Source organism: Streptomyces sp. STR69, from assembly GCF_024519455.1.
In the GTDB taxonomy this organism is placed as follows: domain Bacteria; phylum Actinomycetota; class Actinomycetes; order Streptomycetales; family Streptomycetaceae; genus Streptomyces.
The window spans coordinates 1-1,667 of record NZ_JALJRY010000081.1; the positions used below are offsets into that span (position 1 = coordinate 1).

At 67.0% G+C, this 1,667-nt stretch carries 1 protein-coding gene; it reads right to left on the bottom strand.

What is annotated here, in order from left to right:
- Nucleotides 1-30: 30 nt before the first annotated feature.
- Nucleotides 31-1,623 (bottom strand): ISL3 family transposase, encoded by a 1,593-nt coding sequence (locus OC490_RS49030; protein WP_262064549.1) that lies wholly within the window; start codon nt 1,621-1,623, stop codon nt 31-33.
- Nucleotides 1,624-1,667: the final 44 nt, after the last annotated feature.

Here is a 1,667-nt window from a genome sequence, read left to right on the forward strand (position 1 = left end):
TCGTGACGGGGTGACCGAGTGTGGTTGGGGTCAAGCGAGGAGGACTCGTTTGCGGAGCAGTGCGAATCCGGCTCTCCCATACATCTGTCGCTTCAGCATCTTGATCCGGTTGACGTGGCCTTCGACAGGGCCGGAGTTCCAGGGCAGCGTAAGTCCCGCGGTGACAGCCTGGTGATCACGCTGGAGACCGTCGGCGAAGGCGTGCAGGGCGGGCAGGTCATCGGCGTGGACGGCGTTCCTCCAGGCCGGCAGGTTGTTTCCACCGAGGTCGCAGACCATGCGTGCGAAGGCATGCACGTGGCCTCGGACGGCAGTCAACTCCGGGCACCGGCTGAGCACTTCACCCAGCTGGCGTTCTTCGTCGTCGCGCAGATGCTGGGGGTTCCACATGATCCAGTTGGTGATCTGCTGCGGTTTGAGCACCGGGGCCGGCGACCGGATGGAGCCGAGGCCGGTGCGAAGCGGCCGGAGATAGCGTCGCACCGCTTGCGGGGTTCGGCCCGGGTAGCCCTGAGTCTGGATCTCCCGGAAGAGACGGGCGGCATCGGTGCACCCTTCGTTCCAGCGCCGGACCAGGTAAGGCTTGTAGTCGTCCAGGCGTGTGGTGCGAAGGGCGCCCTCGATGAGGCCGTCGAGGTTCTTGCAGTGGGCATAGCGTTCCGCGGTGTGCCGGGCAAGGCCCAACTCCCGTGCGATGGCGCTGATCGTCCATCCGCGGGCCAGCAGTCGGTGAACTGCCTTGTGCCGCTCCCGGGTCCGGGTGACCAGCCACTTCTCTGCGCCGGTGTCCGGATTGAACGTCGAGGGCGGAGCCACGGCCATGCGCCGGGCCGAAAGGGTGCCCACCTCGGGTGCCTGCAGACAAGCACGGTGGGCGATCACAGTGCGCTCGACAGCGGTCGCCAGGTTGTCCCATAAATGCCACCGGTCGGCGACCTGCAGCGCGTTCGGAGCGCCGACGCGGGCCGCCTCGGCGTAGGCACCGGCCCGGTCCCGGCAGATCACCTCGATGCCCGGGTGTCCGGCCAGCCAGGCAGCCACGGGTTCCTTCTCCCTGCCGGGCAGCAGGTCGAGGACGGCATGGGACTCGACATCGACCAGCACCGTCCCGTATCTGCGCCCACGTCGGGTGGCGAAGTCGTCCACCCCGAGCACCCGAGGTGAGGGAGGGCACGGATCGGGCAGCGCCGTCAGTACGTTCAACAGCGTCACTCTGCTGACGACGATGTGGAGTACGGCGGCAAGCCGGGCGCCTGCCCGGCCGGCAAGTGCCAGGGCAATCGCTTGCACCAAGGCCATCAGCACCACAGTGCGACGTCCGTAGCGGACGGTCAGGCCCTCGACCTGTTCGGCAAAAGTACGACGCGCACAATCAGTGACATCGCAGAACAGCCGCCGCACTGACAAGTCGACGACCACCGGACACCCGCCCACGGCGGCGTCCGCCAGGTGTCTCTCATACCGGCTGTGGACGCGGTAGGAGCAAAGACCGCACGACGGACATGGAAGCGAACCGTCCAGAGTGCGGGCCTTGACCCGCACCACGCCGTCCTCCACCCACACGTGTTCCACCAGCACCTTCTCCAGGTGCGGGAACACGATGCCCAGCAAGTCATCACACACGGCAGACCATGCCAGCGGAATGACACTCCGTCACCCCGTCACGG